General features: G+C 51.1%; 27 protein-coding genes. 16 read left to right on the top strand and 11 right to left on the bottom strand.

Features of this window, described 5'->3' with window-relative positions:
- Positions 1-3 precede the first annotated feature (3 nt).
- From traO to SSARUM_RS24310, 15 genes are all read left to right on the top strand, one after another.
- A complete protein-coding gene (gene traO / locus SSARUM_RS24380; RefSeq protein ID WP_128884980.1) occupies positions 4-1,218 on the top strand; it encodes a conjugal transfer protein TraO in 1,215 nt (404 codons plus the stop codon).
- Positions 1,218-1,988 carry a hypothetical protein gene (locus SSARUM_RS24375; RefSeq protein WP_128884979.1) on the top strand — a complete coding sequence of 257 codons (771 nt, stop codon included), beginning with the start codon at positions 1,218-1,220 and terminating at the stop codon, positions 1,986-1,988. The genes traO and SSARUM_RS24375 overlap by 1 nt, the downstream gene beginning before the upstream one ends.
- Before the next feature lie 8 nt (positions 1,989-1,996).
- Positions 1,997-2,527, top strand: a complete 531-nt coding sequence (gene traQ, locus SSARUM_RS24370; protein WP_128884978.1) for a conjugal transfer protein TraQ — start codon at positions 1,997-1,999, stop codon at positions 2,525-2,527.
- 15 nt (positions 2,528-2,542) lie between these two features.
- Positions 2,543-2,947 (top strand): DUF6750 family protein, encoded by a 405-nt coding sequence (locus SSARUM_RS24365; protein WP_128884977.1) that lies wholly within the window; start codon positions 2,543-2,545, stop codon positions 2,945-2,947.
- A 60-nt stretch (positions 2,948-3,007) separates the two neighbouring features.
- On the top strand, positions 3,008-3,613 hold the full coding sequence (locus SSARUM_RS24360; RefSeq protein WP_128884976.1) for a hypothetical protein: 606 nt from the start codon (positions 3,008-3,010) through the stop codon (positions 3,611-3,613).
- 2 nt (positions 3,614-3,615) lie between these two features.
- Positions 3,616-6,690: an ATP-binding protein gene (locus SSARUM_RS24355; protein WP_128884975.1), complete on the top strand. Its 3,075-nt coding sequence runs from the start codon at positions 3,616-3,618 to the stop codon at positions 6,688-6,690.
- A 130-nt stretch (positions 6,691-6,820) separates the two neighbouring features.
- Entirely contained in the window at positions 6,821-8,041 is a 1,221-nt protein-coding gene (gene traW / locus SSARUM_RS24350) for a conjugal transfer protein TraW (protein ID WP_147823517.1), read from the top strand.
- Positions 8,034-8,603 carry a conjugal transfer protein TraX gene (gene traX, locus SSARUM_RS24345; RefSeq protein WP_128884974.1) on the top strand — a complete coding sequence of 190 codons (570 nt, stop codon included), beginning with the start codon at positions 8,034-8,036 and terminating at the stop codon, positions 8,601-8,603. Before traW ends, traX begins: the two co-directional genes overlap by 8 nt.
- Positions 8,604-8,649: 46 nt before the next feature.
- Entirely contained in the window at positions 8,650-10,794 is a 2,145-nt protein-coding gene (locus SSARUM_RS24340) for a DotA/TraY family protein (RefSeq protein WP_128884973.1), read from the top strand.
- A complete protein-coding gene (locus SSARUM_RS24335; RefSeq protein ID WP_128884972.1) occupies positions 10,791-11,369 on the top strand; it encodes a hypothetical protein in 579 nt (192 codons plus the stop codon). The genes SSARUM_RS24340 and SSARUM_RS24335 overlap by 4 nt, the downstream gene beginning before the upstream one ends.
- A gap of 146 nt (positions 11,370-11,515) precedes the next feature.
- Positions 11,516-12,841, top strand: coding sequence for a secretion/conjugation apparatus DotM-related subunit (locus SSARUM_RS24330; RefSeq protein ID WP_147823515.1), 1,326 nt, complete (start codon positions 11,516-11,518; stop codon positions 12,839-12,841).
- Between the two features lie 24 nt (positions 12,842-12,865).
- Positions 12,866-13,804 (top strand): thioredoxin domain-containing protein, encoded by a 939-nt coding sequence (locus SSARUM_RS24325; RefSeq protein ID WP_128884971.1) that lies wholly within the window; start codon positions 12,866-12,868, stop codon positions 13,802-13,804.
- Between the two features lie 56 nt (positions 13,805-13,860).
- Positions 13,861-16,041 carry an F-type conjugative transfer protein TrbC gene (trbC, locus tag SSARUM_RS24320; protein ID WP_282495020.1) on the top strand — a complete coding sequence of 727 codons (2,181 nt, stop codon included), beginning with the start codon at positions 13,861-13,863 and terminating at the stop codon, positions 16,039-16,041.
- 23 nt (positions 16,042-16,064) lie between these two features.
- A complete protein-coding gene (locus SSARUM_RS24315) occupies positions 16,065-16,403 on the top strand; it encodes a phospholipase D-like domain-containing protein (protein WP_128884970.1) in 339 nt (112 codons plus the stop codon).
- Positions 16,400-16,717 (top strand): hypothetical protein, encoded by a 318-nt coding sequence (locus tag SSARUM_RS24310; RefSeq protein ID WP_128884969.1) that lies wholly within the window; start codon positions 16,400-16,402, stop codon positions 16,715-16,717. Before SSARUM_RS24315 ends, SSARUM_RS24310 begins: the two co-directional genes overlap by 4 nt.
- A gap of 52 nt (positions 16,718-16,769) precedes the next feature.
- On the opposite strand, the gene traI is transcribed toward SSARUM_RS24310, so the two are convergent.
- Together traI and mobA are read right to left on the bottom strand one after the other, a co-directional pair.
- A complete protein-coding gene (traI, locus tag SSARUM_RS24305) occupies positions 16,770-18,698 on the bottom strand; it encodes a TraI/MobA(P) family conjugative relaxase (RefSeq protein WP_128884968.1) in 1,929 nt (642 codons plus the stop codon).
- Positions 18,695-19,036 carry a plasmid mobilization protein MobA gene (gene mobA, locus SSARUM_RS24300; RefSeq protein ID WP_128884967.1) on the bottom strand — a complete coding sequence of 114 codons (342 nt, stop codon included), beginning with the start codon at positions 19,034-19,036 and terminating at the stop codon, positions 18,695-18,697. The genes traI and mobA overlap by 4 nt, the downstream gene beginning before the upstream one ends.
- Positions 19,037-19,309: 273 nt before the next feature.
- Here mobA and SSARUM_RS24295 point away from each other — a divergent pair, with 273 nt between their 5' ends.
- Positions 19,310-19,624, top strand: a complete 315-nt coding sequence (locus tag SSARUM_RS24295; RefSeq protein ID WP_238476108.1) for a mobilization protein MobC — start codon at positions 19,310-19,312, stop codon at positions 19,622-19,624.
- Positions 19,625-19,695: 71 nt separating this feature from the next.
- Here the strand turns inward: SSARUM_RS24295 and SSARUM_RS24290 are convergent, their stop codons facing one another.
- The 9 genes from SSARUM_RS24290 to psiB form a co-directional block, all read right to left on the bottom strand.
- Positions 19,696-20,022: a DUF5983 family protein gene (locus tag SSARUM_RS24290; protein ID WP_128884966.1), complete on the bottom strand. Its 327-nt coding sequence runs from the start codon at positions 20,020-20,022 to the stop codon at positions 19,696-19,698.
- 22 nt (positions 20,023-20,044) lie between these two features.
- Positions 20,045-20,866: a DUF932 domain-containing protein gene (locus tag SSARUM_RS24285; RefSeq protein WP_128885025.1), complete on the bottom strand. Its 822-nt coding sequence runs from the start codon at positions 20,864-20,866 to the stop codon at positions 20,045-20,047.
- A gap of 461 nt (positions 20,867-21,327) precedes the next feature.
- On the bottom strand, positions 21,328-21,477 hold the full coding sequence (locus tag SSARUM_RS24280; RefSeq protein WP_161568991.1) for a hypothetical protein: 150 nt from the start codon (positions 21,475-21,477) through the stop codon (positions 21,328-21,330).
- Between the two features lie 57 nt (positions 21,478-21,534).
- A complete protein-coding gene (locus SSARUM_RS24275) occupies positions 21,535-21,993 on the bottom strand; it encodes a hypothetical protein (protein ID WP_128884965.1) in 459 nt (152 codons plus the stop codon).
- Between the two features lie 643 nt (positions 21,994-22,636).
- Positions 22,637-22,924, bottom strand: coding sequence for a type II toxin-antitoxin system RelE family toxin (locus SSARUM_RS24270; protein ID WP_125460859.1), 288 nt, complete (start codon positions 22,922-22,924; stop codon positions 22,637-22,639).
- Positions 22,921-23,172 (bottom strand): type II toxin-antitoxin system Phd/YefM family antitoxin, encoded by a 252-nt coding sequence (locus SSARUM_RS24265; protein ID WP_128884964.1) that lies wholly within the window; start codon positions 23,170-23,172, stop codon positions 22,921-22,923. The genes SSARUM_RS24270 and SSARUM_RS24265 overlap by 4 nt, the downstream gene beginning before the upstream one ends.
- A gap of 94 nt (positions 23,173-23,266) precedes the next feature.
- Entirely contained in the window at positions 23,267-23,707 is a 441-nt protein-coding gene (locus SSARUM_RS24260; protein WP_128884963.1) for a dehydrogenase, read from the bottom strand.
- Positions 23,708-24,225: 518 nt separating this feature from the next.
- On the bottom strand, positions 24,226-24,990 hold the full coding sequence (locus SSARUM_RS24255) for a plasmid SOS inhibition protein A (protein ID WP_128884962.1): 765 nt from the start codon (positions 24,988-24,990) through the stop codon (positions 24,226-24,228).
- The gene (gene psiB / locus SSARUM_RS24250) at positions 24,987-25,451 is read right to left on the bottom strand and encodes a conjugation system SOS inhibitor PsiB (RefSeq protein ID WP_128884961.1); all 465 of its coding nucleotides are present in this window, start codon (positions 25,449-25,451) and stop codon (positions 24,987-24,989) included. The genes SSARUM_RS24255 and psiB overlap by 4 nt, the downstream gene beginning before the upstream one ends.
- Positions 25,452-25,477: the final 26 nt, after the last annotated feature.

Here is a 25,477-nt window from a genome sequence, read left to right as displayed (position 1 = left end):
CTTATGGCCATCGAAAAAGATGCGGCGAGTGACGGCAAAAAAAGCCTGCTCCTGCTGTTATCCGGAGGTATCGGCCTGCTCGCGCTGTTATTTGTGGGCTGGGGCTATTTGCACCAACCGGCGCCGACCCCATCGCAATACGCTATTAACAACCTGGCCAATAGCGCGCCGGTTACCTCTCAGGAAACTGCGCAATATCAGCAGTTGATCAAAACGGGTAACCGTATTGGTTCAGAAGCGGCAGCTGCCAGCGATGGTAGTTTTATCGCTTCATTACGCATGAGTGATGTGCAAATCGAAACACCAAATGAGCCGCCTCCGCCGGTAGCCCTTAAAACAACCGCGGAAACCGACACTACCTCAGTTCCGCAGTCTGGCGGAGCCATCCAAGAGGATCAAAAAGCAGCGTTAAAAAGCTATCTGAAGCTACTCAATGATCGCTGGCGACCGGGAAACATGCAGTTAGCTGGCACCTTTGGGCAGGCACCAGCTGCAGGGGAACACGAACCAGGGAACGGCAATAACGCTTTCAGTCAGTGGTCACAGAGCCTGCCAGGAAGAGAGGCAACTGTATCCGCGGAAATCCCTTCCTCAGCTCGTACATCTGGTGATGCCGTCATTGTGCCGCCAAACACTCGCCGCCCGGCGGTGGTCGACAATGCCATCGATTCTGACAACCTCAACTCACTGGTGCTGGCCCACATACCCGCCGGTCAGTTTGCCGGCGCAGAATTCACCGCTAAGGGCATACAGTTGGCTGGCGATGGTGTCGTGATCCACTTCACTCGTATGACGCTTAATGGCGTCGACTACCAGGTTGATGCCTACGCGCTGCAGGACGACACCCTGCAATCTACCGTCGCCAGCGACGTCAATAATCGGTACGTCAGTCGCATCTTGCTGCCTGCATTGGCCATGGGCATAGGGAAAGCCGGTCAGCTGTACGAACAGCAAAATACCCAAATCCTTGCCACCAATGCCGGCACCATCAGCGGCGGTACAGGACAGGTGAAAGGTTCAGCCCTCGCGGGCACCGTCGCCGGCGGTATCGGTACTCAAGCCGGGCAGGTGATGGCGGCCGACGCGGCACGGCTACCGGTCAAACAGGTGAAAGTCTTCAAAAACCAAACCATCGCGATTCATTTCATGAAAGGCGTATACGCCAGCGATCGCATCAATCGGGATGCTATTACCACATCCCTCGCAGGAGAGCGTTAATGTCTAAGTCTCATTTCGACCTGAATAACCCCCCCCCGGACGAGCAACTGGATGAACCAATCGAGGCAGAGACTTCGATCGTTCGTAAGCCATCAGAACCACGGCTGATCACATTGCCCTTAGGCTTAAAAGTTACACGTCTTCAGATGATCGCCCTAATAATCACGCTGTTAGCCATCATCACCTATGGTGTGCTACGCAACACACCACAGTCCAGTGGTAGTAGCGGCAGCACCCAATTCGTGACTCAAGAGACACCAATACAGCCCACGCCAGCTCCAACTCCAGCGCCAGCAGCACCCCGGTCCCCCCAAGCAGGAGTGCATATCGAATCAGCAGATCGCGAACTTGAACCTGTCGGTGAAACCTCATCGCTAACTAACGTCGAGGACAATGCGCAGCAGGCAACGGCACAAGCTTTAGACAACGTGTGGGTATACGCTCGCGATAATCGAGAAGGTCTCAAATCACTGGATCAGCGCTTGCGTGCTCTTGAGCAGCAAGTTGCTGCACAAGCTGTAAGACAGCCCCAACCTGCTGCGGTTATGCCTACCGCTAAGCCAACCGGAAATACTGCCTCACGTCGCTCAAACGCGAACCACAGCCTCAAAGGAGCCTCGATAACCAGTCTGTATCCGGACCTGGCTTGGGTGACTTATCAGGGGAGTAGTTGGGCATTACGACCAGGCGATGCCCTGGGGCGCGCAACAGTACTGCGTATCGATACTGAAAAACGTGAGGTGATCACCTCCGCCGGAACCATTCGGTAAGGAACGCTATGGATTTGGTCCAGATGCTGGCCAACGCAGTCAACAATGTGACAGACGTCGGTATTCGCCTGGTGCTGGCGATCGGTTTAGTTGGTGGGTTGGTCATGATGGCCATGCACTTGAGCAGCATCGCCGGCAAAGCCCGACGCGGGCAGGTACAGGACGGCGCCGGCAAAATTGTCACCGTTGTCGTGATGTGCGGAGCCACTATCGCCCTTCACCAGGTGATGAACGCTACATCGAACCAGATGGCACTCGGTAGCGTGACCTTTGGCGCCATCGCCTATGTCTCCGAAGGAAAATACGGCCCGGCCGCCACGGCCATCAACGCAACCCTGACCTTGTTACAACTGGTCGGCGTGATTTACGCGCTTCAGGGGCTTTTGCGCCTGCGGCGTTCACAGAAAGACGGCCACACCGGGCTCAGTGCCGGTGATGACGTTGTTAGCGGCGCAAAGCGCCTGATCATCGGCACTATGCTCGCCGCCAATCCGCGTGTACTCGATGCACTGCAAAACACTCTTAATATCCATTGGTAAAACTACGAGGTAGAAATGAACGTTCTGAAAACCCTGAAAAATGCTCCCCTGCACGCGGCAGTCAAAATCTATATGGTGGCCGATGCCATTCGTCGACATATCGCCAGTATTCTGGCCGCTGTGGTTAGCATGGTCGTTGCCCCGCTGGCTCATGCAGACGATGATATTGCCGACTCAATCACAAACGTCCTTAACGGGATAATTTCACTGAAAGACCCCTTTGTTAAATCTAGCGGTGTGATCGGCCTTATTTTAATAGCTTCCGGAATTATCATGATGATATCTAAGAAGAATAACCCTCAGATTAAAGTTTCTCACATCATGATTGCAATTATAGCCGGCGCTGCATTATTGGCACTTGACCAGGTCGCAAACCGCAGTCAGAAACAGTTGGGAATGCAGCCAGTAACTGCTGGTTAATTGTACCAGGCCATCCCATTCGGGATGGCCTTCCTGCTACCAGGATCTCTGGAAAAATTCATGCTTATTTTCTCCATCTCCCGGCGAGTTACCGGGCATGCTCTCACGCCTGCGCAGCGCGGCATATTGGATGATCAGGCTCGCCGTGGCGGTCATAGTTGTGACTATTGCGGTTATTCATCCCCACATAACAGGGTCGTGTTTAGGGACACCAATCCATTGAATACTGCCCAAGACAACCTGGGGGTCGCAGATCCAATTTGCGAAGCCTGGCAAAAACTCGACTCTGTTTCTGCCGAAGCGGGTGTGATGGTTTATCTGCCTGCTTTGGCTCCGGAAGATGCAAATCATCTGCAGCGAGCTATCGTGCAGGCGTTATCTTCCACCGACGATGAATATCGCAGCGACGCACAAGCGTTACTGGACTGGCTGACAACCCACGACAGTCCCGTCAAACAAGCTTGGGGCACCACACACCCGCAAGCGTTCGCCCAGGCTCTGAGCAAACTGGATGAGGAAGGTCGACAAACTGCAGCGGAGCGCTGGCAACATCTCGCGTTGGTGTTACATCCCGCACGTATAAAAGGCCAGCTGGCCACTGACGGTCTTGAAGCTGGAACAACCTGGTGGCGCGCTTTCTATCACGACTATCTGTCCCGGAGTTAACTGTGATTATCGATAAAATCGAAGATCTCTTTGCCTATTTTTCCCGTTATGTCCTAGGCCGCGATTTCGCTCAGTATTGTGACCTGCGTACCGTCATAGGCCTGACACCAGACGACAAAATCCGACACCCCTCACTTGATGCTCCCTACATACACGTCACTAAAACTAACGACTATGCCAGCACTTTTGAGATCCTAGGCGCTTTTCGCGAGTTCAGTGAGGCAGTTCCCCAGCACGAAAATGAAACACCGACGCCGGACAGCTTCCTGCGCTTCGTTCTGAAATTACGCGATGCATTGACCGGCGATTTCAAAAGCCTGGGTCATAAAATCAGCATCGTGTTTGAACGCGATCCAACGCGCAGCGCCGAAGAAATCACTCGTCTCGTCGAACCGCAACGCCGCGCCTACCGCAAGCTTGGTCTGGCTCTCGATGACCTGGTCGATGAGCAAATCGTCAAACTCACGCCGTATGTCGCCCGCGAACGAGTCTGGCTTACCGTGTATTCCGCCATTGGCGCCCTGCCGCTCAGTGAACGAAGAGAAGAAATACAGCGGCAGAATACTCAATTCAAAGATCTGCCTGAAGCCCGTTTCGGGCAAAACCCGATTTACGCCGAGTTTGAAGGCCTTAAGCTGCGCCACGACGCATTTATCGATAAGCTGGCCACTGATTTGGCCGACGGCAACGACGGCGTGATGGTTCGATTGCTTGACGCGCATGAAGCTGGCCATGTGATCCGCGATGAAATAGAGCGGCTAAGTACCCATGAAGAGTGGCGCCCCCTGCTGCCAGGCGATCGCGTGATCCCTCAAGGAAAATTGCGCGGCGACGATATCAGCGCAGCCCTGGCGCCGCACTTGAATTTCCAGTTCTGCGACACCGAGGTCGACACCCACGGCAGTCTGATCGAGGTCGACGGACTCTATCACGGTCAGTTGGCCATGACGCTGGCACCTCAGCGCCCCGAATCCTTTGCCCAGCTGTTCACCAAAGTACCACGGCAGTTACCCTGGCGCTTACGTCTGGACTTGATGCCCGGCGGCGGTGAGGCTTTGGAAAAAAAGCAGCAGCTACTGTCGTTTGCCGCCTTCGTCCCTAAACTACGAGATATTTACGACTCCATTTCATGGTTGATGGCGCAGCACAAGAAAGAGCCTGTTTGTATGATGAGTATCACCGCCAGTACCTGGGACGCAGACAAAAGCCGTTTGAAACGCAATCTGACGTTACTGCAAAAAGCAATCCAGAGCTGGGGTGTTACAACAGTGACCCGTACTTTCGGCGATCCCATTCGTGCCTGGGTCAACACTCTACCTATGGTGTCTAGTTTCAGCGCGCCAACGCTGATGTACCCCCCTTTGTCTGAAGCGTTAAAACTGATGCCGCTGCAACGGCCAGCGAGCCCCTGGGGCAACGAAGGTAACGCAATTTTCCAGACCGTCGACGGCAAACCTTATCCGATCGGCTTGGGCAGTTCGTTGCAGGAAAAGCACACCGAGCTGCTCGCAGGTCCTCCAGGATCGGGAAAATCCCTGTTAGCGAACAGCCTTCACCTCGATGCTCTCACTAACGGTAATACTGATCTGCCGTTTATGGCTTTCATTGACAAAGGCTTTACCGCTCAGGGCTTTTACGATCTGGTCTATGACAGCCTACCCCACGGACAAAAGGACAAAATTGCCAGTATTATTCTGCGTAATACAGCAGATTTCTGCCGCAATCCGTTCGATATCCAACTTGGGCTTAAAGCGCCCATCAGCACTGAACGTGACTACTTGCTCGGCCTGTTGACCAGCCTGTGTATCGATCCACAGCTGGGCACTGCACCTGATGCCCCATCATGCAGGCAGATCCTGACACGCGCTATTGAGATGGTGTACCGCAAGAACAGCGACATTGAACCGGTGCGTTATGGAGCGTCATTGGTTCCGGAGGTTGATGCCGCGCTGGAAACAAGCGGCTGTCTGAGTCGCTATGATGCCGCTTGGTGGGAGATCGCTACCTGGTACGAAGTCCGCGATATGCTGTTCACTGCCGGCTGCGTTGCCGAGGCTGCGTTAGCACAGGCTCAAGCTGTACCTGAGCTCAACGACCTGCAGGGGGCGCTAAACAGCGAGGAAATGCGCAATGTCTTCGCTAACGTCAACCGTCCCGGATCGGATGAGTCATTACTGCATTATGTGTCACGCTGTCTGACACAGGCGCTGTTCGATTACCCGTTGATATCGGGACGCACGCGGTACTCCATCAACCCAAATACGCGCATTCGTATCGTCGACGTTAACAACGTAGCCGGCAATCAAACTCCGGAAGGTAAAATCAAGACAGGTATCATGTATCAGTTCGCCCGCCATCTGGCCGGCGCTAACGACTTCTATCTGCCACAGTACCAGGATGAACTCTACAATCATCTGGATCCACGTTATGTACCACTGCATCGAAAACGCATCGAACAACTGGATCAGGAGGTCAAACTCATCTTTATCGATGAGCTGCATAACATCAGAGGTATCGACATTTTATGGGATGCACTCGAAACCGAAGATCGCGAGAAACGAAAATTCGGTATCCGCACGGTGTTCGCTTCGCAATATTTGGATGATTACCCGCAGACAATCCTGGAGTCCGCCAACTCCCTGTATCTGATGCGGGTAAGGACTAAGGACTTCCCTATTCTGCAGGAAACTTTCAAGGTGCCGCGTACCACACTAAATAGGTTGCTCAACACAACCCGCGGCGCCGCGCCGGATGGAAGTGGCGTCACGTTTCTGGCCGTTTTCCAAACCACCAATGGCAACGTGGCTCAGCTGCTCAAAAACACCGCAGGGCCACTGCGGCTCTGGGCATTAAACTCGACCCCGGTAAACCGCGCTCTACGCAACATGCTGTATGACGCGTTGGATGGCCAAACGGCCCGACGTTTATTGGCCAAAACCTTCCCAGGCGGTTCAGCAGAAAAACATATTGCGATGATGAAAAAGCGCGCCGGCAATGACGATGAAAGCGGCGCCATTCGTCAACTGGCCAACGACATGCTGGCAAGCCTCGGCTATGTGCAGGGGGATGCAGCATAAGGAGCAACCATGCGCCTTTATCACTGGTATATCCGTGCTTTCCTCCGCAGACCTAACCTCCACATCCTCGCTTACAACACTATTTTTTGGGCCGCGCTATTTGCCGGTATTTTCTTGAGGACGCTTTGAAATGAAATCATACCCTCCTACCATGAGGCTCTCCCCTCTGGTCGTGCTGGTACTCTCCGCATTAGCTTCTCCAGTGCACGCTGTCTCCGTTGTCGTAACCTCTAGCGTTCCCATTGAGACACAGGTCGCTCCGGTCCTTGGGCAGATGAGCGGTACATTGACAGGGATGGCCGCTACACAGCAGCAGATCGGCGCCGCCATTAACCAAAACGGCGGCAAGATCGCCACGCAAATCGAACAAGCAGCACAAGCACAACGCGATCAAGATATTTTTGCTCGTCAAACCGAACGCCTCGAGCGATCGCGCCGAACCTATACCATACCGGATAGCCTGTGTACTGAATCTGGTTCGGGTATGGCTACACAAGTTCAAAGTCGCGCTCGCGCGCGACAAAGTGCGCTGTCGCGGGGCCAGGGAATCAGCAATGCCATGATCCGCCAAGGATGGACCGCCCCGGCTCCAGCACCTGAACAGACAGCCTTTCGGGCCGCAGGCGTGCATGCCGATTACTGCGATGCCACCGATATGGCTGCTTACGGCGGCACGGGGGTATGCACCCGCCTCTCTGAATTGCCGGGGGGTGATAAGCGGTTTACGTCCCTACTCGATGGCGCCGGCGCTGAAGGCAAAGCGCCTGATTTAACCTTCGATCAGAAACAGACCGACGCAGCAATGGCTTACGCACTTAACAGTGCTCCAGCCTCGGCCGGGAAACAGCTCAGTAAAGGCGAAGTAAAAAGCGCCTCCGGCCGCCAATATATCGGCCTGATGACGCAGTACGAAGCAGTGAACACAGCGGCACGCGAACCCATGTTGGCCATGGTGGCCTCCAGTCAACCCAGTGAAGCAACACGCGATGTACTGAAAGAAGTGATGCAGATCCCATCAGCTGCCGCCTACTTCAACCAGACAGCATCTGATGAAGCCCGGCGTACCGGGATGATGTCGGAGCGGGAATTTGAGCAGTTCGACGTCGGTCGGCGCTATGCCAACACCGACTATCAAACCGACCTGCAGGCGATGGACGGAGACAACCTGGCGCGTGAATCTATCCGTGTGCAAGCGCAACAAAACTGGTTGCTGTTGGGGATAAAGCAGCAGCTGCAAAAAGGCAACGTCCTGCAAGGCCAACAACTGGGCCTAAATGCCAACGAGGTTTATCGTCCACAACTGCAGGCCAAGCTGCACGAACTCAGCGCCGGAGGGGCTCGTAATGACTGACCAATCCCCGAAATCTAAAACGTCTTGGAAGCGCGCCAGCAAGGGACTGTATTTCACTGCAAATCTGTTCCTACCGTTATCGGAACTGCGTTACGCAGCGACAAAAATTGGCCCTTCACTCGCCAACAACTTGAAGCGCAGTCTGATGCTTGCTTACGGCTACCGGATTGAACATCAACAAACACTCCCCACGCTACAGTTTGAGGAAGCAGTGATCGCAAGCGGCGAGTCTGTGAGCACCTTGATAGACAGATTCCGGCGGCGCAAGCATCTGTGTCTCGTTTTGGGGGCAGTACCAATACTGATCGCTCTGTCGATCATTCTGCTGGTTCTGGCCGGCGAGGTATTTACCCCGGCTCTGCTGATCCGGACCGCAACACTGTGTTTGACACTGTTCGCTATGGCAGCGATACCATTACTACAAGCGTTTATTTCCACCTGGCGGCTATGGCAATTACGCAATCAACGCCTTTCCCAGGAGGAGGCCGGTAGCCTGCCCGACTTTCTTCGGGAAAACACCTGGTGGAAAGTTCTTCTACGGTACGAACGCCCAACTCAATAACTCCCTCTTGCCTGTTTACGTCAGGCACTCCGACTGGTGAAATCTTATGAATGCCTTTCGAAAACTCGCCACAGGCCTGTTGTTGGGCCTGTTCTGCCTTTGCGCGCACGCGGATTCCGCAGTCAGCTTCAGCACGATCGAGCAGGCAGCTAAACGCACCGATGATCTGTCTCGTCAGGCATTGGTTATGATATTTGGTGACGTTGTCACCAATCCGTTATCTACCGAAACCAGCATGGTCGGTGAACTTTTCTTCGTTTTTAACGGCATCGTCATGGCGATCGCCGTGGTGTGGTTCTTGGTGGTAACCCTCACGCACCTGGTCAAGGCCGGACAGCGCGGCAAAGTATTCAGCCAAGGGAGCTCAATGGTCGGTCCCGTCAGCACAGCCGCTGGGTTCATGACCTTGGTGCCAACTGTGTCAGGCTGGTCTATCGCTCAACTGATATTTTTGTGGGCGGCATCCGTTATGGGCATTGGCAGCGCGAACGTTGTCACCGACCGCACGGTCGATCTGCTCAAGGACGGCTACAGCCTGGTCGTACAACCCGTGGCACCACAAACGGTCAGTGCCGCGAGAGCCATCTATGAAATGAACCTGTGCATGTACAGTACCAACACCGAACTGCGTGACATGTATCAGCAATACGGCCAGGCCGGCACACCACTAATGGGCATCAAGGCCCTGAGCGATGGTTTTGAAATCGGCAACGGAAGCGCTTTGTGCGGCGCAGCTCGACTGCCGGAAAGCCTCGCCGACAAAACCACAGGCTGGTTGTTCCCTGCCCCTGTAAACACGGAAAGCATTATCAGCGCGCAACGGAGCGCCATGAATGAAATGCAAAATAACCTGTCGACAGCCGCCGCTCAGTTTGTAACGGCATTAGTCAACAAGCAGAACAGTGGGGCTGGCGCGCTTCCGGACGCCGAAACTGACATCCAAAGGGCCGCACAGGCCTACGAAAATCGCATCGATCAAACCCTAAACGCTCAAGGCCAAACCAGCGAACTGGCTGAGGTATTGGCCGCTCAGTTGAAGAGAAGCGGGTGGCTTGCCCTCGGATCGTGGTATCAAACATTTGCCACTGCAAATAATAAAATTAACGATGCCGTACAGCTAAAACCCGTGATTACTGGTCGCTCTGGAATTGGTGAAGTTGGCGTAAGCGATCTATTTAATAATGTATTCACCGTATATCGATCCCAAAAGCAAAATACTTCTTTTGTACCTCCACTCGGGACCGAAAGCGCTAAAGATACCCAGCAATCCTTAGATGCATCTGAGGCCAGTGCAGTATTTGTCGGTTTCTTGAACTCCCCCATGCAGAAATTAGCGAACGCTATCGCGACATCAGAGTTAGGCAGTGACTTTGGAACTGGAAACCAAATGAATCCAATGCTGAAAATGAAATATGTCGGTGATATTACGTTAGGTGGTGCAGAAGCTGCGCTAGGCATATTCACTGGTGCGAAAATTCTTGCTGCGGTTTCCACTGAAGGTTTTTGGGGGCAAGTAGCCAGCGCCTTTTCTGGTAATGCTACTCAAGGTATCGCGGCTGGATTGGATGCCCTCTCTCCGATTGTTTACTTTATTCTTTTCATGTTGTTTGGTATTGGTTTTAGCCTGTCAATCTATCTACCATTTATACCATTTATCTATTGGTTAACAGCGGCTGCGAACTGGATAGTCAGTGTGTTTGTTGGCGTCACTGGTGGTACCTTATGGGCGGCAACTCATATCGGAACAGAAGGAGATAGAGGCCATCGTTCTGCATATGGATATATCTTTCTCATTGACGTTATGATTAGGCCAATGTTAATGGTTTTCGGATTTATCTTCGCAAGCATAACGTTGATCGTAATGGGTACACTACTCAACCTCATGCTAGGGCCTGCCATTGCGAACGTTCAAGCAAACTCTATTACCGGAATATTCTCTTTAATTGGCATTCTTACTCTTTATGCCCGCATATGCACTACTACAGTTACCCGTGTATTCGGGTTGCAAGTGACCATGCCTGACTACATCATCTCATGGCTCGGCGGTCGTGAAGCTGCAAGCATTCTTGGTGGTATGGTTGAATCAACAAAAAGTATCTTTGCCGGCTTTTCAAATGGACTACAAAGATCTCCTGGTGTAAGATCTAATATGAGAAGTAACAACAATGGAAATGGAGATGGTATAAAATGACGAAATACCAAAATCACTTAAGGACTCTCTTTTTACTTTTTGCATTAACCTCTGGTGTAGGCTGCCTACTCTTTTCAATGGTTCTTTTTTACGTATCAGACGCAAGAAGCAACCCATCGTGGCCTTACATCTTCCTGGTAATTGGCGCAACGTTCATTTATGCATTTTCGAAAGTGCAAGAAAAATCAAAATCAAAAACACGTAACGTAATCGAGGTATTCAAGTGCAATGAGTTTTCTCCAACCGATGAGTATGAACTCAAAACCTTGGATGCAGGTAAATATTTAGGCATTGACGTTAGAAGTGGAACCATGTTGTTGGTGTCAACTACTGAGTCCATTTACCAAGGAAAGACGACACTCGAACTTTCAGGGTATGAGTGCAATGGAAATATGCTAACACTGAAGTTTAATGACGTTTATTTCCCCTACTTCCGTATCAGTGCAGGAACGGAAAGTAAATGCATGAACTTTGGTCGCAAGTTGGATGCTTTACTGTCATCATCTTATCGACCAGAAAAAGACTCAGGCAACACTTTCAACAAGTTCGTGAAACAAAAATCTTTGGCTTATTAACTCATTTTTAATTTTTTCAACTCAGTTCATATTATCGAGCGCCTTTCTAGGCGCTCTTTCTTTTCCAACATCCCTATTTGGTGCAACCTCTTGTTTAAACCCAGTCATTTTCCTTATGACTGGGTTTAAACATATTGGAGTAATTCATGAATGCCAAAAGTCACCTGCAGCCCAGAGCCGGTAACGAGCAAGGTCTTATGTTGCTACTCGTTGCCGCTTTGGCAGCATTTCTGCTTTGGATCTATCAACCCCCTGTAATGTACGGATGCTGTTGGCTACTTTACCAACTGTGGTCATTATGCGACTTTCCCCGTGTCCATAACCAGGTCGCAGAAAAGCTCAACCTCCTTGCCTGGGCAGGCAGTCAAGTTAATCAACTGTCATGGGGTCAGTTTATCGACGTTATGAATCATACTGCGGGGATCTTATTGGCGCCGATGGTCCTGATTGTTATGGGTGGGCTGCTCATGGTGCGCAACCATCCGCGGAACCAGACCCGGCGCCATATTGATGTCTATACCCTACCCCATATCATGGCGCGCTTTTCTCCAAGCATAATACCGGCACTCTGCTATGGCGATAAAAAGACACAGTTGCTGAACGTTGACCCGCCTGAACATCGCAGCGCCCAGTGGCCGGAAGAATTTGCAGTTGAACACAAGCTGATTATTGGTGATCGCCTTGATACCCATAGAACCCAAACTGCGTTCGAATGCCAACTTGGCACTCCGTTAGAAAGCTTTTCAAGTTTTAGCGCCCATGAGCGAGCTCTGGTTGCCATATTTGGCCTAGTCGCATTTCTAAACGATCGTAAAGCCGCTGAAGCTCTGCTCGATAGCCTGAACCGTTCATGCCTTATCAAAAGCAGGCGGGACAAAGGACAAATGGGATATCCCGTACTTCAGCTCGCCAGCAAGGCATTCGAAAAAGTAACGCAGACACCAGCTGCTCAAGATTGGCTTAAACACCATTCAACAACACGTACAGCGCTTTATGCCTTACATAACCTGGATATGCGCCTGCCATGCGCTCGATTCCGTTGGCTCAAAGGTCTCGATCGGCCACTTTGGTACACCCTGGCATCAACGGGACGCCCGAAGGCTTTTATTGAAGGTGCAGGAGTCATTGCTGTCGCTAATTGGGAAACCGTTGTAGCTCAGATGGAGGAACGCCTTCACACATCAATCCCCGTGCCGGAAAACAGGATGGATAAAGCCATTAAAGGCCTCGAGGACGAACTCCGCAGCGTCGGGTTGATCATCGATAATCGCACAACGAATACCTCTGTCCTCAGTGAACCAGTCTTCGATGAGGATGAAGATGCTCCAATCGTGATATTGCAGCCTCTAATGGACACTACGGAGAAGACTACCAGCGAAACAGCACCGCTGCAGACGAAAGCCACCATCCCTGGAGCGAATACCTCCCCCCAAAAACCTGGCCGCGCCCACTTCATCCCTCGGGCGAGATAAGCCCACACCATAGAGTCAATGACAATGAAATCGAACTATACTGCTTCACTGCAGGGCAGAACCTTGTCCGTATTTAATCACAAACAAGAAAACGACCAGGTGGTCGCCATACTCGATCCCGGCCCGTATCCTCGTTTCTACCTAAAAGATGACGCCATTTGGCACGATAATCGTGATCTTGGCCCAGCGGCAATCGTACAGGGCTCTGGAACGAAGGATGCTGCTGAGATGCTTCACGCGATTAATGCAGCGTTACTACACCGACGCCAAGCATATCGCCGCTGTTGGAAACGATTAGGTTACATGATGAGCGCCATAGCCCTCAGCTTGGCTATAGCAGGCTTCTGGTATTCAAATCAACCGGAGGATATGTCAGCAACACTAACGCAGCAAGTTACGCCAAACACGCTTTCGAACACCGTTGCCGCAACCTCACAGCCTGAATTGAAAGTAACAGCAGATCAGTACCAGGCCGTTGCCAAGGCACTACGTAATGCGGCAAAAACAGGGCAGTACACCATTCCCCTATCCAGTGGGCATCAGCGTACCCTCTACGTTTTTGCCGATCCGTTATGTCACAACTGCCAAATTATTGAGCCGGCCCTGGAAGCGCTCTCCGAAAGATTTAATATTGAGATCTTCCCGGTCACTCTCGTCGGAAAACAGCAAACCGTCGACCAAGTGAGCCCTGTGCTTTGCCAGGCACCGCAATATCGGCGCCAATTATGGAAACAACTTTTCCAGGCCGACGCAGGCATTTCACCTGGTGAGAACACTGTATCAAATAAAATCTGTGATGCCGGTAACCAGGCGATCGCCAAAAACGATCAGGCCTTCGACATCTACAATTTGCCGGGCACCCCCTCACTGATCGCTGATGATGGGCGCTATATCCCGCTGTCATCCCTGAAAAGCGATGAAGCTCTAGATACATTCCTCAGCCAAACCATCGTCACTCCATAATTGTTCGCCTGGACTCAGCTCCGGGCCCAATCCCCGTTAGATCACCAGGAACACCTATGTCTCAGCCTGTAGAAGTCGATGTCCGTCGAGTTCGACGCCCCCTTGGCCAAACCATCATTCAAGATGCATTACTTTCACCGATAGGCGTTCAGCTTTCTCTCGCCGGCGCCATTGGACTCGCTATACATTCACCTGCTTCATTGCTGCTCACAACGCCGGCGGCGTTACTTCAGTTGATGCTATTCGGCGATCAGCCTTTTCGCATGCCGCTCCGTTTACCTACTGATATAGGTGGCATGGATCTGACTACAGAACGTGAAATGCCAAAATATCGTAACGGCATTGGCGGATTTTTCCGTTATGTGGTGCGAACCCGTAAATACCAGCGCGCGGCCGGTGTGATGTGCCTGGGATTTGCCAGGGGCAAAGCCCTTGCACGCGAGCTGTGGTTGACACTCGATGATGCACTGAGGCACATGTTGCTATTGGCAACAACAGGTTCCGGAAAAACAGAAGCGCTGTTATCTGTCTTCCTCAATGCCATCTGTTGGGGACGGGGGATCTGTTATTCCGATGGTAAGGGGCAGAATACCTTGGCATTTGCCATGTGGTCACTCGCACGCCGTTTTGGGCGTGAGGATGATTTCTACGTCCTCAACTTCATGACAGGCGGTTCCGACAAGCTGCTGCAGCTGCTGCTCAATGACAAAAAGCGACAGCCCTCGAACACCATAAATCTATTCGGTACTGCCAACACAACGTTCATCATTCAGTTGATGGAATCCATGTTGCCGCCTGCCGGCAGCGGCGACCAAGGCTGGCAAGACAAGGCCAAATCAATGCTTGCCGCTTTGGTATATGCCGTTTACTACAAGTGCAAACGCGAAAAGCGGCGGATCTCGCAAAGGGTCATTCAGGAATACTTACCGCTGAGAAAACTGGCGGAGCTTTATCTGGAAGCTAAAAGAGATGGTTGGCATCAGGAGGCTTATAACCCGCTGGAGAACTACTTCAACACTCTGGCAGGCTTTAGAATCGAACTGATCAGCCGCCCCTCTGAGTGGGAACAAGGGGTTTACGACCAGCATGGCTACCTCATTCAGCAATTCAACCGCATGCTGACCATGTTTAACGATCTCTACGGCCATATTTTTTCTACTGACGCCGGCGACGTCGATATTGAGGACGTTCTGCATAACGACCGCATCCTCTGCACCACAATTCCTGCGTTGGAGTTATCTAAAGGCGAAGCTGCCAATATTGGCAAACTCTACATTTCGGCGATACGCATGACCATGGCCAGAGATTTGGGGTTTGAGCTTGAGGGCATGATGAACGATGTGTTGATCGTCAAAAAATACAAAGGAAATTTCCCGTTCCCGATCGCCATGGACGAGCTGGGCGCCTATTTCGGTCCTGGCATGGATAATCTGGCAAGCCAGATGCGCAGTCTGGGCTATATGCTCATCGTATCTGCACAGGACATTCAACGTTTCATCGCCGAGCACAAGGGCGAGTACATGACCGTAAACGCCAACCTACTGACAAAGTGGTTCATGACGTTGCAGGACGAGAAGGATACCTTCGAACTTGCACGGATTACCGGCGGTAAAGGGTACTATTCTGAGCTCGGAGCCGTAGAGCAACAGGGCGGGCTGATCACCCCACACTTCGAGGATGCTGGCAGTAACGTCATTAGGGAAAAGGACCGTCTCGATTTGGGGGATTTGAAAGATATGAACCCTGGCGAAGGTATGATCTCTTTCAAAAGCGCACTGATCCCAAGTAATGCCATCTATATCCAAGATGACGATAAGATGACTTCAGCACTGCCAATGCGTATCAACCGGTTTGTGAACCTAGATATGCCAACAGAGGCTGAACTGTTGGATGCAAACCCCACACTCAAGAAAAAGCTGCCGCCGTCCGCACAAGAAGTCGAAACCATCCTTACACGCCTGGAATCGCCACCATCTCAAACAACCTGCAACGGCCTGATGGACCCTGTATTGCAAAGCGTAGTGGCGCTATCTCTGGATCTTAATCACCGGGCAGACGTCAGTTATACGTCAGCACAACGCGGTATTTTACTGTTTGAAGCCGCCAGGGTGGCATTGAAGCTGCACAAGCGACGTTGGAAACAACAACCTACGGCGCCAAAACCAATAAGAGTGTCAAAGGACATAGCGAAGGCTCTCGCTACGTCCGAACACCATCGAGAGGAGCGATATGGGTAAATGCCAAACGGCTGCCGCAATAGCTGCGCCTTGTTGCAGCAAAACGCCGAGGAGTAAAATTCCGCATTGTGGTAGAAGCCAAGGCTAACGCAAAATATATCGTTGCCACTTGCCTTACCAACAAAGGTATCTTTGTACGTAGCAATGGCCAATACGTCATCATGCACAATAAGCTGATGTTGAACGTTGATAATACTGTGCAGCTGGGAAGCTATAACTATTCAGCTGCCGCCGTAAAAATGCTGAGTACGTCTTGGTCATTCACAATCAACCTAATCTGGTTGCAATATACCAGAAAGAATTCGAACGGCTTTGGCGTGAAAGCCAACCGTAACCCCCAGGATATTGAGGCACAAAAATGAGTGAAGACACCATGGACTATCAACGCGGGTACATTGAGATGGTTCGACTATGCGCCACCCTGTTGATAGTCCTGGCAGAGAAAAAATTAAAGAATACGGAAGATCAAAAATCACAAACTCACATCGAAACGTTGCATGACGAAGCTGCCAGGCTACTCAACCATTTTCCAGCTCCCGATGTACTTACTGAAGAAAAGCATGACAATGTTTTTCACCGTCTTATTGATATGTTCACAGAGCTGGAAGGGAACGATGACGAGGGTTGGCAAGCCTATCAACCCATGCTGAAGACGTTATACTCACGCCTCCATTAATGAAAAGCCGACTCAGGTTATCAGGCCTGCAGTCGGTTTTTTTTTCAAAAAATTAGTGTGGACGAGGACCATTTGGCCGCTGGATATAACCATCCAGTTCACGCTGCTCGTTAACACTAGAATCAGTTGCTCCGTGAGAATTTTCGGTTGGCAATGATCCATACCCTGCAAGCGTTCTTTGACTGGTTTCTGTTAATGGCAGGGAGGTTCCTGACTCTTCATTAAACCAAGAGACAAGTTCGCAAGATTGTTGGACATATTGACGATCGCCCTCCAGTACCATCTCCTCACCCGATTTACTCTGCGCTATCACCAGCCCGGTAATAATGTGCTGCCCATCCATAACCTGTGAATCGGCAACCTCAATGCGCTCACCACGATCCTGCAATTGAACAACCCCATTCTGAACATACTGAACAACACCGTCTCGCATGATTCGGGTCTGGTAACCGTCTATGGCTAATGGTTTGCTGTCATCCGATACCGCGAAACGGATCCCGTTCAAAGAAACGCTAGGAGTCAGGGATGAGCGTTTCAATCTATAGGACCATCCACGCAACTGAGCAATTGCGGCCTGATCGTGCATCAACGCCTGTTGTTCGACCCAACCTCTATATGACAGACGTCGGTTTTCCGGAGCAGCTTTGAACGCCTGTCGTTCTTCCTTGATGGCCAATCGCAATGCGGCCATAGCCTTCATCCGCTCAACTTCAATAATGTGATAAGTCAGTTTTCTCAAAAGGGGATCGCGTAATTCAACGCGTGCTTTAGCCTTACGCCAGGCAAAACGTTTGGACATGTTTTTATACCTGGCTTTGATTTCATCAGCATCCAATTTTGGACGAACCCATGCCGATTTGTACGCCTGATAACGGGCTTTAAGATCTGCTCTTGCTTCAGCCCTAGCCTGGCGACGTTCAACCCGAGCCATCAGATCGCGTGCGTGGAAACGCGGGTCATATACGTATTCTGGATGCTTAGGAGATGCCACAGCGTCAACATCAAGCGCGGAAGTGAACTCCCCCAAATACGGTTCCATGCAGGAACGTGTAAGATCAGGATGCAAGCCGCTTGCCTTAATAGGAGGCAAGCTCGAATCCTGAATCGAGTAGATGGCTAACCCTTCCCCCTTTTGTTTCAATACAAGGCCTGCACGATTCAATTCATTATGGAGGTTCTGCCAGGATAGGCGTTCAGGATCTGCCATGATGTCGCCAATCGCTTGACGGCATTCACCTACAGCATAACTAAAGAGGCTTTCTGAGTCGGCATAATACTCCAGCTGCCGAGCCTTACGTGGGATACATTTGAATTCATTTTGGCTACGAACAACCTGCTGATGTTCATTTACTTTCCATGCACCATTATCAGGTGTAAACCCATGCTTCAACTCAAGATGACGACAGGCTTTGTGAAGTGTGTCGACATCTTTATACATGTTAGCCGCACGATAGGACTCGGGATGGATACGATTAACCGCGATATGGCAATGGACGTTATCGGTGTCTCGATGGACAGCAAACACGTACTGATGATCAGCCATTCCCAGCTGATTAATGCAATAACGCGCACTCTCGAAAATTTGCTGATCGGTCGGAGTGTCCTCTTCACGCCACGAAAGAATACAGTGATAAACCGGGTCGACGCAGCGAGTGTTCTGCATAGCCACGGCGTTCATCTCCGCCGATGCAGTTTCCAGACTGAAGCAGTTCGTTTCACACACCACTTCGCCTGATTTAACCTGCTGCGTACCGTCTGCAAACATAGCCAAAAGGGTCTGCTGACCCCCCCCAGCATTACGATCAAGATACCCTACCAGGCGGTCAAAGATTGCAGCCTTTGAACGCGATGGACGAACATAGGGATTCTCAGGAGAGATAGGCAAATCAGGCTTATCCTCATCGCGCAGAGTCAGATAACTGACCAACTGAATGAAGCTGGAGCGGCCATCTCTTCGCTTCTCAGGAACGATAGGAATCATGCCTTATCACCTTCATTGGTCATGCCCATATCGATTGCGATGATGGCTTTTTTTATCGCAACAAGCACATCCGAATACTGCTTGCTGAAAGCATCACTTACATTTCCCTTCCCCTCGTTGAAGAGGTGTTTTTGAAGGCCACCTAAACGGCGTAGTTCATTGATGAGCTCAACGTCACAACGAGCATCGATTCGGCGACCGAGGCCACACTTAAGCATGTACGCCCCGATACTTAAACCGGCCGCGGTCGCCTTTTCCTGGATCACTGACTTTTCCTCTGGGAAGCAACGAATGCTGGGCAGCAGGGCTGTTCTGTTCCGGCGCTCGCTTTTACTCATGGTGATGTTATCCCTATCAGTCTCGTCAGTTTACAGTCTCGTGGGGTGTCGGGGCTCTGCCCTGACCAGGACGTTTTGTAGAGCCGACTGCGTGCAGGCGGTGCTACAAAACATATCCTGTCCCGTGTTTGAGACCGGACTAGCGTATTATGGCCTACTTTGCCTGGATTGTCATTACACCATGGGAGAACAAATTTGCCTGTTGTGTCATGATGACGCTGACGTATATCATTGATACACAATGTTGATTGATGACTAACACAGGAAAGAGAAATGGCGGCTAAGAACCAATACAGTCAAGAACAAGTTGAGTTGGCAAAAGTAGCTCTAACAGAGTTGCCGGACTTGAGCAAAGAGAGATTAAGTTCCAAGGAAGTTTTGGATGAACTTAAGGGACAGATCATATCGCTAGCAACGCAAAAAGGTTACACAGCAAAAGATATCAAATCTGCACTTGAAAGCTGTGAAATCGTTGTCAGTGAGAGAGCCATAAATGAAATTATAAAAAACACAAGCACAATCAAATCAGGAAAGAAGAGAAATAGTCATATCAAAGATAAAAACAAAACAGAATCATCACAGGTATGAATTTCTTTTTTAATGCACAATGACGACAGATTATCCGGTATCGGTTCAATGCCGATACCGGATAAAACGGGTCACCAGTAGTCAGATTTATGCAACTTAACTCCTTCTATAATATCAGCATCACAATCGAACTGTATCATTTCTATTTCATACTTTTTTATAAGAGTAAAAATCAATTTTCTGAAATCTTTAGATAATCCGAATCGTTTTGCATGCAAAACAAAATGATGTCTTTTCCATAAATCAATAACAAACCCGTAGTCATAACCAAAAACCCAGTTTTCACTTGTTGCTTTACTTAAAAGCAAGTTATCTTCATAAGTCAAGTGTTCTGTACTGCAAACAAGGCATCGTTTAAATTCAATTTGTCTTTTCATATTTTTAATTTCTGGCGGCATTTAAACCGCCAGAACCCTATCATTACGACTTCAGGTTTTTCATGGTTTCTGCCATTTTCCACAACGCATTATTGAGCTTTACATCGCCAGTTATGCTATTGACTGCACGAGTTCTGTTTCGCTTTCCGTTGGCGCTGATTCCAGGTATTTCACCTTTTATTATGTTTTCTTGCACCCTTTGAAACGTTGTCCACAAATCATCTTTCTTATCCTGCCAGCGTCGTGGACTCAGCACCTGTTCTGCTGTTATTGGTTGATGCTCTCCAAAATATTTGTACCCTAATGCGGCATCAGCAAACACATGTTGCTCGTTCTTATCAAGAATAACCGCCTTCATTTCATCACGAGAATCCGTTACTTTTTCAAAAAAACTTAGCACTTCATAAGCACCATCAATCACTCTTCCAACAACATCCCCTTTGTGTGGAACACGGACTTCCCCGAACGTGTCGCCGCACACTAAACCGTTGTTACAAACAAATCTAAATATGCCCGGAATCATTTGATAGCTGCTACTCCCATCGTGACTATTAAGTAAAATAATCTCAGGAACCTCATCATTTTGACCGAAACCATTTCTACGAAGCCTTAGCATGTGCCGCGTGTGACCACGTTTATCATCATCGCGAACTTTTGTTTGGCAAGCATAAAATGGATGGAAACCTTCTTCGCGGAGTCTATCCAACAAATTAATCGTTGGTATGTAGGTATAACGCTCACTACGTGATGCATGTTTTTCTTCAGAGAAAACACTTGGTACGTGACGGAATAACTCATCATTTGTCAATGGTCGAGTTTGGCGGATCACATTTGCCTGGCGAAATCCGCTATACAGTCGCTTCATATTCATCCCCTTCAGTCTGTTTTCGGTGTTGCCATTTATTCCGGTTTTGCCGGAGCGGCGCGTCTTGTGCTGTGACGCAATGACCGTGACGGGGTATAAACCTGCAACGCATGGGCGACACCGCAGGCCGCATGCGCAAGCGAACGAAACTGCGTTGAGTGAGTGCGAACGGGCGAGGATGGACGGCGGTAGCGAACCCTTGCGATGTAGGTGCCCCGGCACAAGGTCTGTCACAGCAAAAGACATGCCGCTAAGCACCGCAGAGGAAATGGAAACACCAAAACGTAACATCAGGCGGAGCCTGATAGCCTTACAGTTTTCATCTTGATGGAAACTGCAAAAGCGGCGCGGGCTCAGCCCGCTGCAAGCGCTTTGTTCGCCTGTCAGCGGCTCGACGCCGCAGACAGGCGACAGCCGAAATAAAAAGCCACCCAATTGGGTGGCTCAGTTCATATCATGAGTCAACACGCATAGCCCCGTTTTAGTTCTAAGTAGCGGAGCAACTGTGCCCACTCAAAACCTTTAAGAGCTGGAATAATTACCGGTTTATTTTCTTGCCATTGTTCCCAAATTTTACGACCGATTGCCGCGATATAGTCATCAATAATCATTGTCGATTTCCTTCTTATCGAGGATCCCCCGGTGTTGCTAACACCGAGGGAAACTATTCAGGCTGCTACGGCCGCAGACTCGGCATCTATAAATGTACGCACACGCTGCATGATCTCAGCATGTGGTAACGAAACATGATCGCGCATCGCAAAATAGCTATTGCCAAGCTGGGCGAAAATATCGGTAATATTCCCGCAATACATTTCCATCATCTTGAAAGATTCTTGGCCATCAAAATACTTCCAATCGAGCGGCGGCAACATCTCCAACTTGTCCATGTACTCATCTTTGCTGATACGACGGACAGGCAGACTTGCGGCCTCATACATCCCGCGCTTCGCTTCTTCATACGACACCAGAACACATGCAGGATTACGCTGCTGTAGCTGTTCAAGCGTTTTGCCTGACGACGTGACAAAGCGATCTTCCAGCCAGATTGCGACATCCAGTGGCCACGTTGTTCCCGGAATATAAAAAACCATTTGTTGTTGCTGCTGTTGCTCGATCGTTGACATAACCACTCCCGTTAGTCAGTAACTCAGAAGCCGCAACGGCTTCTTTCTGGTGTATTCCCCTTTTGGCTTTCGCCGGCGCGGGGAGCCTGGCGCCGTGACAACAAGACCGAGACGGGGTATCAGCTGACGGTACAAGGGCGGCGCCGCAGGCCGCAGCGCAAGCGACCAAACGACCGCAGGGAGGAAGGGAGTGCGAACGGGTGAGGACGCCGGCAACGCGTACCCTTGTGCCGGCGGCGCCCCGGCTCAGCGTCTGTCACGGGGACAGTCTCTCTGCGCGGATGCCGGGCATGAGGGGATACACCAGAAAGTGCCAGGCCTTTAGCCTGGCTGCCTTAGCGAACGGCCGCATTAGCGGGCGGGCAGTCAAAGCGGCGCCGGCATCGCCGGCTGCAAGCGCTAGTCTTTGATGTTGCAGTTGGCTTTCAGACCATAGCCGACTGGCCCGAAACCGCAACGCGGGTTCGGCGAGACTTGACGACCGCAGGCGGGCGGCTAGTCGAGTTGGGCTGATGGCTGGACGCGTGCGGCCAGACACCGGAGGAAGCTCATAGCTTAATTTTAATGCATCTGCCTGTACGACAGTAAATTCTCGTTATTATCCGCAGTGAGATTAATGCAGGCCAATTGCCTGCATGGTTTTTTATTTAAGACGTTCACTGGCCAGCTGGTACACATCGCCGCGCTCACGTTTGCCGACGGCAACCACCGCGATAATCAGGCAATCGTCGATCACTTCGTAAACCAGACGAAACCCCGAGGCGCGCAGCTTGATTTTGTAACATCCCGGCATCCCCCGCAGTTTTGCTGACGGAATATGCGGGTTCTCGCAGCATTTTTTCAGCTTTTTGGCGAACTGCTGCTGCAGCGATTTGTCCAGCTTGCCCCACTCTTTCAGCGCCGACTCACGAAATTTGACCGTATACGTCATGCGAACTGATCCAGATCGATATCAACCAGCGCTTCGCTACGACGCTCATTGACCAATTTCACCAGCTCCTGATCATCGAGGGCATCGAGCATTTGCTCGTAGAGCGCCGCCGGCACGCAATAAAATTCTGGCTTATTGCGGTTCAGTATGGCCACCGGAAACCCGGCGCCGGCGCCAACGGTTTCCATTGGGTTTTTCTTCAGCTCGCTGATGCTCGCACTTGTGTCACTCAGAATGATATTTGGCATGGTATCCTCGACTTAATAAGACCTGTTAAGTGGTCTTATTATACCACCAAAAAGACCTGTTAACAGGTCTTTTTGATAAAAATCGTCCAGCTTGTCAGTTGTACGAATACTCCACTGCCATCTCTTGCGCCAGTCTGTAACGTGCATGCTCCCAGGCGCGCTGACCGATCTCCCCGTAGTCACGCTGTGCGACCCGTTGCGCTCTGACCCAATATTGGATCATTTCGTAGGCAACTCGCGGTTTGTCCGGCTGCTTATAATCAGCACCACAGCTTTGGACAAGCTCAGTCATCCGGCCGAAAATCACATAGAGCGCCTGCTCCAGCTCGTCGGGTGACGTGCTGCTTTGCGCATACAGGTCATTCAGATCGTCTAAATAGCAAAACTCCATTTCCAACGCTCGAACGGCGGCAGGATATTGCACGCCGGGCTTTTCCCACGGCTCTGGGGCCTCTGGTTCGCACATTCCTGCCTTTTCACATATCTCGGCAGATTCTGCAGCGGCGGTTTTGACGTTGACGTTATCGGGGTTCATTCTGGTCTATTCCTCTTGTGATTCCATATCTCAGCGAGTTCTTTGCGGCGTAGGGCCGAGTTGCGACAGGCCCGGAGAAAAACAAGGGCGCCGCTTGCGGCGTGGCTTGCCAGAACCTTGTTTTTTGAACGGAATGGCGCTACGAATAGCCCTCCGCAAAAACTCTCAGAGAGATGGCCACAGGGAATTGATGAGGATGAACACCCTCGGCACGGCGGAACGACGGGTCGCCCTTAGCGATCGCCGCCCTAGGGGCGATCAGTGGGAGCGGCGCCGGCATAGCCGGCTGCAAGCGTAGGTTGTCGATCTTGATTTTGGCTTTCAGACCTTAGCCTACTGGCCCGAAACCGCAACGCGGGTTCGGCGAGACTTGCTGACCGCGTGCGGACTGCTAGTCGAGTAGGGCTGATGGCGGGTCGCGAGCGGCCTGCCACCGGAGGAAGCTCCAGCATCCGTGGTCTGCCTGACATACCAATAACAAAAAGGCGCCACTTGGCGCCTTCTCAGTTTATTGTTTCTTAGGACAAATTTAACTCAGTATCTATTGCAGATTCCCCTGCAGCAAGCCTTAACTTATTTGGAATGAGCAGTGCATTAAATAGTCGTTCTGTCTCAGAAATATCAGCATCTGCTCGCGTCAATCGATCCATCACGCTCCACAATGCGTCGCTCTTGTAATGCTGCAACCCCCTGCCTGCCATACTGGGGAATCTTTCTACCCATGTCAGAACGCTTTCAACCAGATCGTCTTCAAATATGTCCTGCTTGCTCCAACGTGCATACCATGTCCCAAGGGTGCTCGGCGTTGAAAACGCCAGCTCGACTTCTGCCTGCGCTAACTGGTTTTGGTAGCGTCGGCGCTTTTGCCGTTCTTCACGAGAACGCCGCCGTTCCTGTCGTTCATACTGCATATCCCACTGCCGTTCGCGGCGCTCACGGCAAAGGACATCGTAAGCCGGGAACAGCTTGCCAGCGACATCCCCAGCAAGCGGCAGCGGGCTGTACTGTCCACCGCTTTCGATCAGTCTGTCCAATGCCGCTACATAATGCGCGATGTTTGCACCGCCCCGTTCATTAGGAAAATAATTGGATGAAATCAGGCGAATGTCGTTTGCTAAAACCTGCACCCGCCCATTGTTCAACACTTTAAAAAAGGCTTTGGCATACGGGAATTCAGCGAGCCGCTTGCCCTGCTCCTTCTTGCGCTCGACCAATGCCACGGCGTGGACGGCGGCATGCTGATATTCGTTTATCGGCACCAGTGCGCGGCTGTTCGGGATCATACGCACAGCCCTCCCATCCGTAGAGCGGCGGCCAGCTGCGCTGACTGGTTAAACCCGTGCCGGTAGTAATCACCGACAGTCTCCAACACCTTGTTGACCGTCTCCGGGTCAAAATTCTCCGCAGTATGTAACCAGGCGACACGATTTCCCTGGTCAGCCTGATTTGTTGATTCCTGGAATGGTAGAAAGGCTGACCATTCCGGCACTTCACTCCCAGCACTGCACAGGTAAATGGCCAGATTGTCATCCCCTGTTGGACTGATACGACAAACAACAGGCACCTGCCCGCAAAACTCGCTGGCCTCTTCCGCAATGGCGTTCCACCCATCCGGCAGCGCCAGTTGGCCGAGAACAACGTTGTTCAACTGACGACGCGCCTCCCTGCCCCGGTCACGATACTGCTCCAGCTCAAAGGCACTCATTACGGCTAACTGCGCAAGGCTTAATTTTTGGTTTTTCATAATGTTTGTTCTGCCGCCCGAGGGCG

Origin of the sequence: Serratia sarumanii (assembly GCF_029962605.1) — a bacterium.
Taxonomy (GTDB): domain Bacteria; phylum Pseudomonadota; class Gammaproteobacteria; order Enterobacterales; family Enterobacteriaceae; genus Serratia; species Serratia sarumanii.
The sequence above is the reverse complement of the archived record's forward strand: the minus strand, read 5'-3'. Positions and strand labels throughout refer to the sequence as shown.